Source organism: Nocardioides sp. NPDC059952 (assembly GCF_042730435.1).
Taxonomy (GTDB): domain Bacteria; phylum Actinomycetota; class Actinomycetes; order Propionibacteriales; family Nocardioidaceae; genus Nocardioides.
Genome location: NZ_JBHWLY010000002.1, coordinates 132231 through 147764, shown reverse-complemented (window position 1 = coordinate 147764; position 15534 = coordinate 132231). Strand labels below are relative to the sequence as shown.

The window sequence follows — 15534 nt, the reverse complement described above, 5'->3', positions numbered from 1 at the left end:
GCGGCCCGGCGTCGGCCGGCCTCACCTTCTCCGGGTGAGAAACGTACGCACCTGCTGCACGAACCAGGCGATGACCGGATCCTCGACGAGCAGCCGGCCGAGCAGCGCACCGCCGACGATGATTCCGCCGAAGCCGATCAGCCAGGTCGAGAGCGACAGGATCACGCCCAGCATGCCGAACTGCTCGGCATTCGACTCGACATAGGCAGGCATCAACCACGCCGAGCCTCGGCTGTAGAGGACCTGCACGACGCCGGTCAGCACCGCACCCGGGAGCAGCAGCCATCCCCGGGTGCGTCCGAACAGCAGCACCCAGCTGCTCCCCCACCACACGGCGCACGCGCCGAGCATCTGGAGGAACGGACGGAGCAGGTCCCCCGGATCGGTGAGCAGGCTGACGACCGTGTTGACCACCCCGAGGCAGGCCAGCCAGGCGACGACCCAGAGCAGGCAGCGGCCCGCCCCCCGCAGGCCTCCGACGTGCTCCTCGTCCCAGACCCGCTCGAGCATCCGCTGCACGGCACGGCCGAAGGACGTCGCCGACACGATCGTGATCGCCAGGCCCACCGCACCGGTCTCGGAACGCACCTGATCCAGGTTCACCTCCCCCGACAGCTGGCGTACGGCCTCGTCACCGACTCCGGTGACCTGCGAAACCTGTTCCAGGGCGTTCCCGGTGAGCTGGGGCAGGAAGGCCGCCAGCACGACCAGCATGGGCACCATGGCCAGAAGCGCCTGGGCGGCGATCAGCATGCACCGGTCGATGAACTCGATCCGAATGGTCTCCGTGGCCAGATTCCGCAGCAGAGGGACGTGGTCGATCAGGGCGTCCACCCGGCCCCGCAGGTCAGCCACGTTCACGTGAGCAGTGTTCCCCGGGGCACGACCACTCACCCTCGCCCGTTTCCGGTGACCGCTCCGGGCGCCCGGCCGCTTACCTTGGTCAGACCATCGTCCAGGCCACCTGCTGGAGCCAAACATGAACGAACACATGATCGACGTGATGCGCTCATGACCCGGATCCTCATCCGGGTGGGCTCGTCAGTGTCGGACGACGTCATCGAGACCTTCCCCCACCTGACCCGGGCCACGCAGCGGGCGACGACCACCCTGGTCGGTGACCTCGCCGACGCCAAGGAGCTGCAGGGTGTGCTGGACCTACTCAGCTCTTTGGGGGTCGACGTCATCGAGATCGTCACCATCCCCGAGTAGCTCCACCGGGGCGCTTCCCGCGATGAGCGGCATCAGCCAGCGCTTCGCCGGGTCCGACTCCACGAAGACCGCGCGTACGAACAGACTGAACGGAACCGCCATCACGGCGCCGATCGGGCCCATGATCCACGACCAGAAGATCAGTGACAGGAACGTCAGCGTCACCGAGAGGCCCACCGCTTCACCGACGACCTTCGGCTGGATCACCGACTGGATCACCACGTTCAAGAGGCAGTAGACGGCGATGACGGCGAGCATCAGCGAGAGGTCGCCGTCCAGCAGCGCGAGGATCGCCGGTGGGATCAGCCCGATCACGAAGCCGATGTTCGGGATGTAGTTGGTCAGGAACGCGAGCAGGCCCCACACCAACGGCGCCGGCACGCCCAGCAGGTAGAGGGCCAGGGTGTCGAGGACGGCGACGATCAGTCCGAACACCGTCGAGACAAGCAGATAGCGTCGCGTCCCGACCGAGAACGAGGACAGGGCGTCGACGAGGCCCGGGCGTCGTCGACTGACCGAGGCGAGCTGACGCGGCAGCGCCGTCGCGTCGATGGCCATGAACAGGCACAGGGCCAGGATGAAGATCATCGTGGACAGCAGCCCGAACATGCCGTTGAGAGCACCTGAGACCACGGACAACAGGTTCGAGAGGTCGAACGACTCGACGATCTTGAGCACCTCGTCCGTGCCGATACCCACCTTGGAGAGCCAGTCGGTCAGGTCATCGACGCGCTCCTTGGCGACACCGCTGTAGGTGGCCAGCAAGGTGCCGAAGCGAGCCACCGCGAGCACCACGCACACGCCGAGACCGACGATCCCGACGACGACCGCGATGATGGAGAGGGCGGTGGCGACGCCGGACGGGAGGCGCCGCGCCAGCCAGTTCCGGGCCGGGTGGACGACGATGGTCAGCACCATCGCGAGGAACAGCGGTCCGATGATGCCCCTGGCTGCCTGCAGCCCGGCCACGAGGATCACCACCGCCGCGGATCCCAGCAGGACCGCCAGGACCCTGACCTGCGGTTGCCAGCTCATGGCCGAGTCTTCCGGGCTCTGCGTCCTGGGGCTCACGGCACCCATGGTCCAGCCCGTCCGGCCCGGCTGTATCGCCCGATAAGGGTGAGCGCGACAACCCCGCCGCGGGTATCCCCGGTCCGGTATATACGGGCCCTTTGCCTCCTTACTTTGCTGAAATGCTGCTGATTGGATGGTTGCGGGCATAGCCTTCGAGGAGATGGGAACACCGAAAGTTTGCGGATGTTAGATACTGGTTCTCGCGCCTACGTGGCGCCGACAAGGCTGCGGGTTCCGCGGATACAACCCACCTTCGTCAGCCGGGACCGGCTGGCCGAGGATGCCGTCGGCCAGTGCCAGCTCACCCTGGTTTGCGCCCCCGCGGGTTATGGGAAGAGCTTGCTCGTGGCCGACTGGGCCACCCGCGCCACCACCCGCGGGGAACCGGTGGCCTGGTTGTCGCTGCACAAGCAGGACGACAGGCCGTACGAGTTCTGGTCGGCGCTGATCGAGGCCCTCGTCCTGGCCGGGCTGCCCGGGACGACCGAGCAGCTCGACGGGTTGACTCCGCCCCGCCTAGGGACCGAACCGAGGTTCGTCACCAAGGTCGTCGAGTCGCTCCTGGTCGCCGGCGTGCGCTGGATCGTGCTGGACGACGTACATCTGCTCCACGACGACGAGGTGCTGCGCGGGCTCGACATCCTTCTCGCCGAGCTGCCGCCCGAAGTGGGGCTGGTGATGGCGTGCCGGTCCGAGCCGTCGATCGCGCTCCACCGGCTGCGGCTCGACGGGTCGCTCTCGGACGTACGCGGCAAGGACCTCGCCTTCACCGACGGCGAGGCGCTGGAGCTGTTCGCGGCCAGTGACCTGTCGATGACGGCGGACGCGATCTCCGATCTCGTCGGCCTGACCGAGGGCTGGGCCGCCGCGCTGCGAATGGCCGTGGTCGCGGCCATGGTCGGCGACGGCGACCCCGCCGAGGTCGTCGCGTCCTTCGACGGCGACGTCCGCCCGGTGATCGAGTACGTCCTGACCGAGATCGTCCACCGGCTCGACCCGGAGCTGGTCGAGTTCCTCTACGCGACCTGCGCGCCCCACCACCTGTCCATCGACCTGGCTGCCCACCTCTCCGGCAGGCCCGACGCCGGGGCCCTGCTCGACCAGCTGTGCACGGCCAACGCGCTCGTCAGCCAGTCGGGCGACTCAGCGTGGTACCGCTACCACGCACTGCTGCGGAGCTGCCTGCTCGCCGCCCTGGCCCGTCGTGACGTTGCCGCTCCGGCACGCCAGCACCGGGACACCGCCGTCTGGCTCGACGCCCACGGCGAACCCGCGACCGCGCTGCGGCATGCGGCCCGGTGCGGGGACCGGAAGCTGCTCGACGGCATGCTCCGCGCGAACGGGCTCCAGATGGTCCTCTCCGGTCGCGGCGATGTCGTCCGCGCGACGCTCGCGTCCCGCGGCGGGATCGTCACCGACCGGAGGGTCGCGATCATCGCGGCGCTGGCGGCACTGGACGTCAACGACCTTCCTGCGGCCGACGACGCGCTGAGCGCGGTGCCCACCGAGCAGGCGTCCAAGACCCCGTCCGATCCGATCGCCGCAGCGATGTTCGCCACGGCCGTCGTCCAGCGCGCACTCGCCGGGGGCGACGTCGTCGCGGCACTGCAGGACAGCGCGATCCTCGATGTCGCGCTGACGGGTGACAGCGACGTCAACCTGATCCTCCTCGCCCAGCGCGGACCCGCCCGGATGCGCGCCGGCGACTATCTCGGAGCCATCGACGACCTCCAGCAGGCGCTGGTGCTGGCCCGCAGCCGTCGCTACGACCAGGTCGTGCTCGAGACCATGTCCCAGCTGTCCGGGATGACCGGCGCCATGTGTGACTTCAACGCCTCACTCGACTGGTCCGACCAGGCCATCGCCTTCGCCACCCGACACGGCTGGCGGGACTCGCCGCGGCTCGCCTACTCCTACCTCGTGGCCGCATGGACCGCCTTCCAGACGGGAGACCGCCGACGGCAGCTGCAGTTCGCCGAGCTCGGCATGCGAGCTCTTGACGGCGTGAACAACGCAGAGGTCGAGCTCGGCGTACGCGGCATGCACGCCCTGGCGACCTTCGAGGCCACGACGGGACCGGACCGCGCCGCGGCCGCCGAGGCCTTCCGCCGGATCTGGCAGATCGAGACCGCCGACCATGTCTCTCCTGCGGCGATCAGCGCCGTCGCGCCCCAAGAGATCCGGATGGCACTCGCCGTCGGCAGCGAGGACTGGGCGGCCGAGACCGCGGCCCGCATCCGCCGCCAGATGCCGGGCAGCGCCGAGGGCACGATCCCGTACGCTCAGATCCTCGCCGCGACCGGACGGCCCCGCGAAGCGCTCACCGAGCTTGAGCCGGTGCTCGACGGAACCCGCCCGGCACACGTGCCGACGACGTTCGTCTACGCGCAGGTGCTGGCCGCGGCCCTGGAGTCCTCCCTGGACAACGACGTCCGCGCGTTCGACGCGCTCAGGAAGGCGCTCGAATGGGCGGCGCCCAACAAGTTCCGCCGGCCGTTCATCGATCTGTGGCCACATCTGGGGCCGCTGCTGTCGAGGAACCGCTCACGTTTCGGGCCCGCAGAGGACTTCGTCACGGCTCTGATCGCCGACCACGCCGAGCCGGAGCCCCGTGCCACCGGGGTCATCGGCACGCTGTTGAGCGCACGCGAGATCGACGTGCTCCACGATCTCCCCTCGCGGCTGACGATCCCCGAGATCGCGCGGGCCGAAGGGGTCAGCGAGAACACCGTGAAGACCCACATCCGCTCGATCTACCAGAAGCTCGGGGTCAACACGCGGTCGGCGGCGGTGCGCACCGCACGCGAGCGCGGGCTGATCTGACGCCGGGCATCAGCTCCCCTTCCGGTCCCGCTTGCTCCCGGCGGCGAGGGCTACGCCTCCGGCCAGCAGCAGGGCCAGGCCCAGCAGAGCCGCGACGGCGAGCCACGGGCCCGAGCCGGTGTCCGGCAGGAAGCCGGTGCCCGGGCCGTCGTCGTCACCGTCGCCGCCCGAGGCCGGCGGGAAGTCGTTGACCACCTCGAGGGTGACCTGCGCGCCGTCCGCGACCGTCACCACACCGACCGTCGGGTCACCGTCGTTCGGGGTGATGGTGGTGGACCGCGCCCCGCCGTCGTCGGTCTCCTCGAGGGTGCACTCGGCGCCCGTGGGGAGATCCACGTACGTCGTGGTCATCGATCCCTCGTCCAGGGTGCGGGTCGCGCCGCCCGGGATGTCGACGTCGGTGGCAGTGCCGTCGACGTCGTAGGTGCAGGCCAGCTCGACCTCGTAGGGACCCTCCCCCGGGCCGTTCACCGTCTTCTCCACCAACACCTCGCCGGTGTCGAAGGTGTTGGTGACCTCGAACTCCAGCGGCTCGACGGTGAGCTCCTCCCGGTTGGGGACCGGCTTCACGGTGAACTCGCTGACCTCGTTGCCGTCGGCGTCGGTGATCACCGAGCTGTTGGCACCGCCGGTCCCGGTCTCCTCGATGGTGCAGTTCGACCCGATCAGCAACGGGTAGTAGGTCGCCGTGTAGTCGTTGTCGGCGGACAGCTCCCGCGTCTCACCGCCAGGGGTGTTGAGCGGCCGCTGCTCACCGTTGACGTCGGTGTAGGTGCACGTCACCGTGACCTCGAACGGACCGGCACCGTACGCTTCGGCGCCCGGACCCTCCATCGCCTTGGTCACGGTGAGCTTGCCCGCGCCGAAGAAGTTGGTCACCACGACCCGCTTCGTCTCCGGCTCGTGGGTCTCCTCGTCGGCGGAGATGGTGACCGTCTTCGGAGTGACGAGGTGCGCGTTGGCCGCGCCGTCGTCGGTCTCCTCGATGGTGCATTCCGCCCCCGCGGCGATGTCGTCGATCCGGTAGTCCATCACGTCGTTCTCGACGTTGTCCTCGTCCGGCAGCACGATCTCGTCGTCGACGTAGACGATCTCGCCGTCCGGATGAGAGGCGTCGGTCAGGGTGCAGGTCACCGAGAAGGTGAACGGCCCCTGGCTGATCGGGTAGTCCCGCACCTGCTCCGGTACGAACTTGCGCAGGTGCAGGGAGCCGACGTCGTACTGGTTGTCGACCGAGACCTCGACCACGTCTCCGTCTCCGACGGCCACCGGCTGGTCAGGGGAGATCGTCACGCCGGCGGCGTCGGCCGAGTCCGGCTCGGTGACGGTGCACCTGGCTGCGGTCGGCAGGCCGGTGAGCTCGACCGTCTCGCCGTCCTCGATCGTGGCTGTCATCGGGTTCTCCTCGTAGCCGTCGGCTACGACGGGACGCCCGTTGAAGGTGCAGGAAACCGCGATCTCGAACGGGCCGTAGGCGATCGGCTCGCCTTCTTGGTCGACCGCGTCGGTGTCGACCGACTTGGTGACCGCGAGGTCGCCCGTGGCGAACGTGTTGGTCGCGGTCACCGTCACCGGCTCGGCGTTGTCGTCGCCGATGGTGGCCGGGCTTCCTTCGATGGTGTGGCTGGTGGCCCCGCCGTCGCCGGGTTCGGTCACCTCGCACGTCGCACCGGTCGGCAGGTTCTCGACGATGTAGTCGAGCTGGTCGTTGTCGACGTTGTCGTCGCGCGGCAGCAGGATCCGGTTGTCGTAGACCTGCTCACCGTCGGGGTGCGAGGCGTCGGTCAGCACGCAGGTGATCCGGAACCGGAACGGTCCGTCGGCCAGCTGCGGGTTGTCCTCCAGCGCGCCACCCGTGGACTCCTTGACCAGCTCGAGCGAGCCGGCATCGTAGGTGTTGGTCACCGTGACGACCTGGGTCGGCTCCTCGTCCTCGCCGATGATGATCGGCTCCTGCGGCGAGATGCTGGTCTCCACGGCGTCCGCGGTGCCGGTCTCCTCCGTGACGCACTCGGCACCGACCGGAAGCCCACTGATCACCCAGGTCTCACCGGCGTTGATCGTCTGCGTCATCGGGCTCGACTCGAAGCCGTCACCCCAGACCTCCTGGCCCTCGAAGGTGCAGGTGACCTGCATCTCGAAGGGGCCGTCGTAGGTGATCGGGTTGCCGTCCTGGTCGACCGCGTCGGTGTCGACCTGCTTGGTCACCGCCATCCCGCCGGCTCCGAACGTGTTGGTGGCGGTCACCTCGGCGGGCTCGGCCGGGTCGGTGCCGATGGTGACTCGGTTGGGGTCGACCGTGTGGCCGGTGGCCCCACCGTTGTCGGTCTCCACGATCACGCAGTTGGCGCCGCTGGGAAGGTCGTCGACCTGGTAGTCCATCTGCTCGTTGTCGACGTTGTCGTCCTCGGGCAATGTGATGCTCTGGTTGTAGACGACCTCGCCGTCGGGACGGGAGGCGTCGGTGAGCCGGCAGGTGATCTGGAACGTGAACGGCCCGTTCGCCAGGTCGGGGTCGTTGTCCAGAGCGTCTCCGGTGACCTCCTTGAGGAGGTGCAGCGAGCCGGTGTCGTAGACGTTCTCGACCTCGACCTCGATCGGGTTGCTGCTCGGGTCCTCGCGGGACCCGATGGTGACCTGCGCACCAGGCTCGTCGGGGTTCTCGTCAGGAGTGATGTTCACCTGGGCGGCGCCCGCGTCGTCCGTCTCGGTGATGGTGCACACCGCGCCGGTGGGGAGGTCTTCGACCGCAATCGTCTGGCCGTCCCGGATCTGGACGGGAAGCGCTCGGACCACCCGGCCGTCGTACCGGCAGATCACCCGGACGGCGAACGGACCGTAGGTCAGCGGATCGCCGTCGCCGTCGACGGCGTCGGAGGTGACCGCCTTGGTGATCTCGAGGTCACCGAGCGTGAACACGTTCTCCACCGTGATCAGGCCGATCTCGTCCTCCGGTCCACCGACGGTGGCCGTACCGATGGTCTGGTCGTACTGGCCCTGGTCCGTCTCGGTGGCGGTGCACTCCGCCCCCCAGGGCAGACCGTCGACCTGGGTCGGGTCGGCGCCCGGAGTCAGGGTGATCGGGTTGACCCCGGACAGATCCATCGGCTCGGTCTGACCAGGCACGGTGCAGGTCAGGTCGACCGTGAACTCGTCCGGTGCGTACTCCGCGCCCTCGCCCGAGACGATCTTCTCCAGCCGGATCGAACCGGTCGGGTAGGTGACGCCGACCTTGCGGCCCTCGGTGGGCACCACGGTGCCACGGGTGCCGGCGTCGTTGGAGGCACCGCCGGTGGCAACGGTGTTCCATGCCACCGGGTAGCCGACCTGCGCCGGGTTCTGGGGCGTCGTGCGGGTCTTGTACTGCAGAGTCACCGTCTCACCGGGGTCGAAGAGGCTCGGGTCCTCGAAGGTGACGACCGTCTTGATGCTCTTCACCTGGGCCGCGTCGACGCTGTCGTCGTACGGCAGCCAGGCGCCCTCCGGGCACGGGTCTCCGTCCAACGGGCTGAGGTCGGCGGTGCAGGGCTCGTAGGTGTTGGCGTAGAAGGTCGTCAAGGTGCCCGAGTTGCCGCTGTCGTCGACGAGCTCCATCTGGTTGGCCCAGGTCGGGGTCCACTCCGAGTTGCGGGGCAGCTCCACGATCACGCCGTTGTCGCCGACGTGCGGGAGCACGTCGACCGAGACCAGCTCGTCCAGCGGCAGCGTGCCGGAGTTGGTGATCGTGTAGCGCCAGGTCTCGGTATCACCCGGATACGTCACCGGGACGCAGGCGCCGCGGTAGAAGCCGTCCTCGTCGGCCTGGTCGTCGCAGTAGTCGTCCGGGAGGTCGGACCCCTCGGGAAGCGCCCGGCGGTCGAGGTAGATCTCCGGGATCCCGGCCTCCTCGACCGGCACGTCGGCCTTGACCTTCTTCATCGTGCTCAACGCGGCCACGCGAACCGGGGAGACACTGGTCTCGTCCCAGCACTCGCCGGTGTCGGCGTCGTAGCTGGGTGCACAGCTGGCCGGGTCGAACGGCTCGTCCGCGATGATCTTGTCGGTGTTGGTGACCACGTCCTCAGGCGTCAAGCCCGGCCGCAGCATCAGCTCGATGGTGATCGTGTACGTCTGACCCGGCTCCAGCACGCTGCCCTCGGGCATCGCGAAGGTGATCGTGTCACCGTCCTCGGTGATCGTGATCTGGTCCTGGTCGGTCGGCAGCGGATCACCGTTCGGCGGCTCCGGCGCGGCACCGGTCAGCTCGAAGCCATAGGGCGAGGTGCCAGGTGCGGCGTCCGGGTCGAAGATCAGCTGGTTGCCGTCGGCATCGGAGGGCAGCACATCGGTGAAGACCGGGTTGGTCAGCGCGTGCTCGCCGGTGTTGGTATAGGTCAGCTCGAACGGGATGACCTCACCGGGCTGCACCTGGCCGGTCGGGGTCTTGTCGACCTCGACCCCCACCGTCAGGTGCTCGTAGGTGTAGGTCGCATCGGCACTGTCATCGGCCTCGAGCCGGTCGTCGAGCCCGATCAGCACCGTGGTGCCGTGGACGTCGACGGTGTCGGTGAAGACGCCCGCCTCGGTCTCGCCTGGGGCGGGTTCCTGGTCGGAGCGCGTGGACGGCACCGGGCCGCCGCTGCGCAGCTCGGCGCGACGTACGACCTGGAAAGGCACCTGGATGTTCGGGTGGGCCGGGTTGACCCAGCCGTCCTCGCTGCCGGCCATGAACGCGAACCTGAGACCGTGGACCTCCCCCGCCGGGGCGGCGGCGAGGAAGTCCTTCGCCTGCTGCAGGGTGAGCTCGTCGTCATCGAACGGCGGACCGCCGCCGGGGAGTTCCTGGCAGGTCCAGGTGCCGCCGACTCCGCCCTCGTCACCGGCGAGGCCGGTCGCGACGGTCACGCCCGTGAAGATGCCGCCGGTCAGGTAGCAGGCCTGGACGTGCTCGACCGGCGTGGGCAGGGTCCACGACGGATCCATCTGGACGAAGTCCAACGCGTTCCAGAAGGTCGGGTCGTCGTCCTGCTGCCGCTCGATGTAGGGCCTGGCCGAGCCGCTGCTCTGGCTCCCGATGGTGACGGTGACCGGGGAGCTGTCGCCCTCCTTCTGCGAGGCGGGCTCGATCGTCTTGGTGGCCTCGATGTCGTACGTCGCGTCCGCGATCTCGATGGTCGCGGTGTCCTGCGCGCAGGCGAAGCGATCGCCCGGGTCCGGCGGGCAGGGCTGGATCGGGTCGACGTCGGCGACGATCCCCTGCGCGGTGTTCGCGACCGGTGAGTCCTCCGGGGTGATCGGATCGCCGGTGCTGCGGTTCTCCTGCCGGATCTGCATGTCCAGGGCGAGCACCCCGGTGGCGGCGCTGGCGATCCGGCCATCGAAGAGCACCTGCACCCCGGAGACGTCACACGGCATCGTGCCGAGAGCGAGCGCGAGCGCTTCGTCCCGGGTGTAGTCGCTGGTGCTGCCGTCCGGGCAGGTCAGGGTGACCGTAGTGTTCTCGGTGCCCTCCGGCTCGGTGATCGCACTGATCTTGTAGAGCCGGAAGTAGTCGAACGGGTCCTGCTCGGTGGTCGATCCCGGAGCGGGGTCGGTGATCTGCAGCTGGTCGACCTTCGCCGGCGTGGTGTTCTCCGTGGTCACGGTCATCCGGCTGAGCGGGTAGTCCTCCTCCGGGGTGCCGGGACCGGGGACCGAGATCGGGCCGCCGTCCCAGGTCTTGTCGGTCGTGGTGGTGATCGGTGCGTCGTTGATCACCACGTCGTCGAAGTCGGTGTCGGAGACCGGGTCGCCGTCGGCCGGGAAGCCGGTGGCGTTGGCGGTGTTGCGCACCACGCCGGCATCTGGCCGGTTGTAGTCGTCGACCGCGAGGGCTGGTGACCCGTCGGAGCGCTTGGTGTCACGCACCTGCCAGACCAGGGTGATCGCCCGGTCGTCGTCGATCGAGCGGGCCACGCCCGAGCCGACCGGCGGAGCGTCGAGATCGCCCTCGATCCTGTCGGCGCGGTTGGGGCTCTCGGCGTAGATCAGCTTGACCGCGAGGGTGGACTCCTGCTCGTCGGCGGTGAGGTCCATGCCCGGGAACGTGCCGTCACAGGCGTCCGGGCACGGGTTGTCGGCCGCCGAGGTCCAGGTGGACCCGTCCCACAGCTGCACGTCGGTGATCTGGTCGTAGACCAGGTAGGGATCGGTCTCCGGCGTGATCGGCTGGACCCGGATCAGGTTGAACGCGTCGTAGACGCTGTCGGCGACCGCGGTCCCCTCCGGGTCGTCGATGTCGGTCAGCTCGACGGTCTCGAAACCCGAGTAGCCCCCGGTGGACCAGTGCAGGGTCGAGGGGATGGTGTCACCGGAACGCTCGAAGACGGTCTTGTCGCCGCCCGAGCTGGACTGGCCGAACTCCTTGTTCATCAGGTCGGCGGTGCCGGGGTCGGTCGGGATCAGCTCGACCTCCGGGCAGTCCTCCGGATCCATCTGCGCCTCGCCGCCGGGCACTCCGTCGGTCGACGCGGTGGCGCTGGACTGGGCGCAGTTGGGGATGAAGGTGTGGTCGGCGTCGGTCGGCTCGGCGTAGGCCGGATCGGTGTAGCGACCGTCGTCCTGGGGACGCAGGGTGGCGGTGAAGTTCGGCTCCACGTCGGTGCCGGGGGCGAACCCGCCCTCGTCACCGGTGTAGTCGTAGACGAACCGGACACCGCCGGCGACCTCGGAGACATCAGCGGGGACGTCGGTGGAGTAGATGGTCGGACCGGCGATCGGACCGTCCAGGACGACCCATTCCCCGGTCGTGGTGTCGTAGTACTCCACGGTCAGGGTCGAGTCGGCCGGGACCGGGGTCTGCGCGATCGTGTCGAGGTCGAAGGCGTTCCACCAGAGGTTGCCCTCGACCGGGTCCATCGGGTCCTGGACCACGATCTGGCTGGCGTCGCCGGTGGTGCCGGTCGGGGTCTCCGGCGGGTTCGGGCGCTCGGTGGTGCCGCCCTGCAGGCTGATGGTGACGACGTTGCCGGGGTAGGCCAGGATCTGGCTGGGCCGGATCTGCTTGTCGACGTACGGCTCGATGACCTCGTCGTAGATGTAGAGGTCGTCGTCGGCGGTGGCATCGCCGGTGGCACCGTCGTTCTCGCCCTCGACGGCGATCTCGTTGTTCACGGTCTTGGGCAGACCGCTGGCGTCCGGGTCGGTGTCGACGTCGAACGGCACCGAGGTCTCGGCGCCCGGCTCGATGTCACCCTCGAAGACGATCTCGAAGGAGGTCACCGACTCCGCGCCCCCGGCCGGCGGTTGCGGGGTCTCGCCGTCGGCGAAGGAGACCTCTTCCCCGGAGGGCTGGTAGACGACCGTGCCGGAGGTGGCGCCGCTCGGGTAGTCGACGCCGCCGGTGAAGCCACCGAAGGTGTAGTCCTCCGGGAACGAGCCGGTCGACGGTTCGGTGATGGTCAGCGAGTCGATCGCGATGGCGGAGTCGTTGCTGCCGCCGATGGTCACGGTGCTGGACTCGCCGGCGACGACGACGTCGGGGTCGAAAACCTTCGTAGCGCCTACGGCGATGGTGTTGGCCTGCAGGGTGAAGTCGGCCTCCGCGTCGGCGGTGGCGTTCTCGCCGTCGCGGGTCACCTCGGTCTGGATCTGGTTGTTGACGACGGTGTCCTCGGAGACCCCGGCGGCCTCCTCGGTGGTCTCGAGATCCAGATCGACGGACGCGGTGGCACCGGCAGGGATGTCACCGGTGAAGGTGACTCGCGTCCCTTGCACGGCCGCGAGGTCGACTCCGGGGCAGGTCGGATCAGTGCACTCCACCCAGGCGCCGTCGACGTACACCTCGTACGTCGTGCCGGTGGCGCCCTCGGGCGGGACGACCGTGCCGAAGCCGGTGAAGCCGAGATAGGTGAACGGGTTGGGCGTGGCAGTCGGGTCGGTGGGGTCTTGGACGACCAGGGTCTCGACCGCGCCGTTGGTCTCGTTGGTGCCACCGAGATGGGCGATCACCGGGGTGCCGGCCGCAGCCAGCGCGGAGGTCGGCTCGAAGCTCTTGGTGGCGCTGGTCGCCAGCTCCAGCGGGATCGCGAGGGTGACGTCGGCCGCGTCGGTCACGTCGTTGGCGTTGGTCGCCTCGGCGGTGGCCTCGTTGGTGAGGGTGGCGCCGTCCCACTGGTCGTGGTTGACGTCCTCGGGCACCTGGACGGTGATCTGCACCTGGCTGGTGGTGTTGTTGACCATGCCCTCGCCGCCGGAGTCGAGCGGCTCGGTCCAGTCGACCCGGACGTTCTGTCCCTCGATGACCGGCTCGGCGTGGCTGTTCGGACCGGACGGTGTGACCTGCTGAACCACGAGCGGCTCCGGGATCACGTCGGTGGTGATCGCATCACTGCAGTCCACACCGACGTCGATCGCGGAGCAGCCCACCTGGATGGTGTAGACGATCGTGTCGCCCGGACCGTACGGCCCGGGATCCTCCACGCTCTTGGTGATGTCCAGCTGCGCGTTCGGATTCTCCGGATTCGGTAGCTCGTCCGCCATCGCGGGCGCAGCGACCAACCCGACGGCGAGGATCCCTGCGAGCAGGGCAGCCAGCCAGCAACGAACCGAGAACTCCCGAGATGTCTTCATGAATCGCTGCGTTTACCGGACCTCGGGGAGCACGGCGCTCCGTGAGACCGCCGATACCAGCGAGCCGATGGCGATCCCGATCACCAGGTTGATCACCATGGTGACGAGCTTGGTGTCCAGCGCGGCGTCGGACGTGAACGGCCACAGCGCCGCGATGACGGTGGCCAGACCGACGATCCACCCGAAGAAGGTCCGCGGCTGTGGTGTGGTCAGGAGGAGCACATGGGCGACGCCCGTGGCCAGCAACCCGCCGATCGCTGCCCACACGGCGTACCACCACGTCGAGGCATCTCCCCAGACCCCGTCGCCCTCGGGGGCGAGGATGGGTATGTCGAAGATTCCCCGGGCGATCACGATGCCCGCGACCGCGAGCAGGGCGGCCACCACCGCGGCGGCAGCGCCGCCCGCCCAGAGCCGGCCGGCGTTGACCGTGGGCTGCAGTCGTCGGGTGGGAGGTTGGTTCATCGCCATGATCAGTCTCCGTCGTCAGTCGGTTCTGTGGTCTCTGCGCGGAGGATCTCCTCGAGCTCCTCGGCGACCTCGTCGTCCAGCTCGGCGTAGACGAGCGTGGGGTTTCCGTGCTTCATGGCCGCGGCGACCGCGTCCGGGTCCCCGCCGCTGCTCAGCACGACGAGCGCGGACTTGCCTGGCCCGAGGTGGCCGGCGACCTCGGTGAGCAGCTCGTCACCGATGCCGGCCTGCCTCAGCCGTTGAACCGCGGCCGCGGACGCCGCCCCCACAACGGCGCCCGCGACCGGGTTGAACACGAGGATCCCGAGAAGACCCCCGACCAACGAGCCCTTGGCTGCGGCGGCCGTCGTACGGTGACGGAGGTGGCCGATCTGCGGCTCCTCCGCTCCCGGGAACCAGGTGAGCGTGATGGCGTCGTGAACCGTGAGCGCACCACGCTCCTGCAGGTCCTTGAGCCAGACCTCGGCGTCGGTGGCGCCCATGATCCGGTCGTAGACCCACGCGGTCAGGCTGGGCATGACGTCACTCGGCGAAGACCTCGCGCAGTGCCGTCTCCTGCTCACTGCTGAGGTTGGTGAAGATCAGCTCGCCCTCGTGGCCCTTCATCGCCTCGTGCACCTTGTCGATCACCGCGTCGGAGGTCATCAGGAACAGTGCCGAGGTGCCGGGAGTGACCTGGTCGCGGACCTTGTTGATGAAGGCGTCGTCGATGCCGACGTCGGTCAGCGAGCCGGTCAGGGCACCGGTCGCCGCACCGACCGCTGCTCCCAGCAGCGGTACGAAGAAGATGAGTCCGAAGAGCATGCCCCAGAAGGTGCCGCTCATCGCCCCCATGGCTTTGGTGCTGGTCAGCTGCCTGGTCTTCGGCTTCTTCTTGCCGACCTCCCAGCGCACGGTCGCGGCGTCCTCGAGGACGATGAGGCCCTGCTTGACGAGCCCCTCGAGGTTGTTCACAGCCTGGTCTGCGCCTTCGGTCGTGTCGTACTTCCATACCGTCAGGGTCGCCATCTCGAGTCCTTGCTGTCGTTGACTGCGTTCCTCGCCGACGATCCCGGCACGGTCGGGCCTCCAGCATCACCCGAATTCGGTGAACCACGGTGCCGGTGGGATTCGTAGCGTGCCGTACGTGAGCAGTCGAGGAAGACCATGACCAGGGTCCTGATCAGGGTGAACGGTGAGCTCTCCCATGAGCTTCAGAAGGCGTTCCCCCAGCTGTCCGTCCAGGCGCATCGCGAGCAGTCGACGCTCACCGGCGACGTTCCCGACCAGGAGGCTCTGCAGGGTGTCCTGCACGCGCTGCGCGCCGATGACATCGACGTCATCGAGGTCGTCACCATCCCCGACTGACCCGGCTGTGGAGGGCCG

9 protein-coding genes are annotated in these 15534 nt (G+C 68.7%); 3 read left to right on the top strand and 6 right to left on the bottom strand.

Annotated elements, in window-relative coordinates:
• Positions 1-21: 21 nt before the first annotated feature.
• A complete protein-coding gene (locus tag ACFV9G_RS01625) occupies positions 22-861 on the bottom strand; it encodes a YhjD/YihY/BrkB family envelope integrity protein (RefSeq protein ID WP_378724294.1) in 840 nt (279 codons plus the stop codon).
• A 150-nt stretch (positions 862-1011) separates the two neighbouring features.
• On the opposite strand from ACFV9G_RS01625, the gene ACFV9G_RS01620 reads away from it, so the two are divergent.
• On the top strand, positions 1012-1212 hold the full coding sequence (locus ACFV9G_RS01620) for a hypothetical protein (RefSeq protein ID WP_091047354.1): 201 nt from the start codon (positions 1012-1014) through the stop codon (positions 1210-1212).
• On the opposite strand, the gene ACFV9G_RS01615 is transcribed toward ACFV9G_RS01620, so the two are convergent.
• Positions 1159-2247: an AI-2E family transporter gene (locus tag ACFV9G_RS01615; RefSeq protein WP_378724292.1), complete on the bottom strand. Its 1089-nt coding sequence runs from the start codon at positions 2245-2247 to the stop codon at positions 1159-1161. The genes ACFV9G_RS01620 and ACFV9G_RS01615 overlap by 54 nt on opposite strands.
• 384 nt (positions 2248-2631) lie before the next feature.
• Here ACFV9G_RS01615 and ACFV9G_RS01610 point away from each other — a divergent pair, with 384 nt between their 5' ends.
• Positions 2632-5109, top strand: coding sequence for a LuxR C-terminal-related transcriptional regulator (locus ACFV9G_RS01610; RefSeq protein WP_378724290.1), 2478 nt, complete (start codon positions 2632-2634; stop codon positions 5107-5109).
• Between the two features lie 9 nt (positions 5110-5118).
• On the opposite strand, the gene ACFV9G_RS01605 is transcribed toward ACFV9G_RS01610, so the two are convergent.
• The 4 genes from ACFV9G_RS01605 to ACFV9G_RS01590 are packed head-to-tail and all read right to left on the bottom strand — an operon-like array spanning position 5119 to position 15177.
• Positions 5119-13698: a DUF5979 domain-containing protein gene (locus ACFV9G_RS01605; RefSeq protein WP_378724288.1), complete on the bottom strand. Its 8580-nt coding sequence runs from the start codon at positions 13696-13698 to the stop codon at positions 5119-5121.
• Between the two features lie 12 nt (positions 13699-13710).
• Positions 13711-14163 carry a DUF6069 family protein gene (locus tag ACFV9G_RS01600; protein ID WP_378724286.1) on the bottom strand — a complete coding sequence of 151 codons (453 nt, stop codon included), beginning with the start codon at positions 14161-14163 and terminating at the stop codon, positions 13711-13713.
• An 8-nt stretch (positions 14164-14171) separates the two neighbouring features.
• A complete protein-coding gene (locus tag ACFV9G_RS01595) occupies positions 14172-14687 on the bottom strand; it encodes a DUF1269 domain-containing protein (protein WP_378724284.1) in 516 nt (171 codons plus the stop codon).
• 4 nt (positions 14688-14691) lie between these two features.
• A complete protein-coding gene (locus ACFV9G_RS01590; RefSeq protein WP_091047342.1) occupies positions 14692-15177 on the bottom strand; it encodes a DUF1269 domain-containing protein in 486 nt (161 codons plus the stop codon).
• Between the two features lie 138 nt (positions 15178-15315).
• On the opposite strand from ACFV9G_RS01590, the gene ACFV9G_RS01585 reads away from it, so the two are divergent.
• Positions 15316-15516, top strand: coding sequence for a hypothetical protein (locus ACFV9G_RS01585; RefSeq protein WP_378724281.1), 201 nt, complete (start codon positions 15316-15318; stop codon positions 15514-15516).
• The last annotated feature ends 18 nt before the right edge of the window (positions 15517-15534 follow it).